At 63.6% G+C, this 494-nt stretch carries 1 protein-coding gene; it reads left to right on the top strand.

The genetic code is table 11. From position 1 onward, the window contains the following. Positions 1–494: cadherin-like domain-containing protein (locus tag ABAC402_RS38955; RefSeq protein WP_040410159.1), on the top strand; the 494-nt coding region annotated here is incomplete at both ends.

The raw sequence follows: 494 nt of genomic DNA, 5'->3' as shown, positions 1-494 counted from the left end.
CTGTCACCTCGGTCAACGACCTGCCGACAGGCGCGCCGACCGGCACTGTGGTCGATGGCACCGAGGATACAGCCCAGACCATTCTGGCCAGCACACTGCTGCAAGGCTTCAGCGACGTCGAAGGCCAGACCCTGAGTGTGTCGAACATCTCGGTCGACAACGGCACCCTGGCGACAACGACGGGTGGCTGGATCTTCACGCCGGCGGCCAACTACAACGGCCCGGTCACGGTGACCTATACGGTCAGCGACGGCAATGGCGGCACGCTGGCCGACCAGACCCGCAACTTCAGTCTGTCCGCGGTCGATGATGTGCCTGTGGCCAACGCGGCTTCGTTCTCGGTCGCTGAAGACGGCACCCTGACCAGCAGCGTCACCGGTAGCGACGTCGAAACCGTCAGCCCGACCTATGTCCTCACCACCGGTCCGGCCAATGGCACCCTGGCCTTCAATGCCGATGGCACATTTACCTATACGCCGACCGCCAACTACCAT

The sequence above is a fragment of the Asticcacaulis sp. AC402 genome, from assembly GCF_000495835.1.
In the GTDB taxonomy this organism is placed as follows: domain Bacteria; phylum Pseudomonadota; class Alphaproteobacteria; order Caulobacterales; family Caulobacteraceae; genus Asticcacaulis.
The sequence above is the reverse complement of the archived record's forward strand: the minus strand, read 5'-3'. Positions and strand labels throughout refer to the sequence as shown.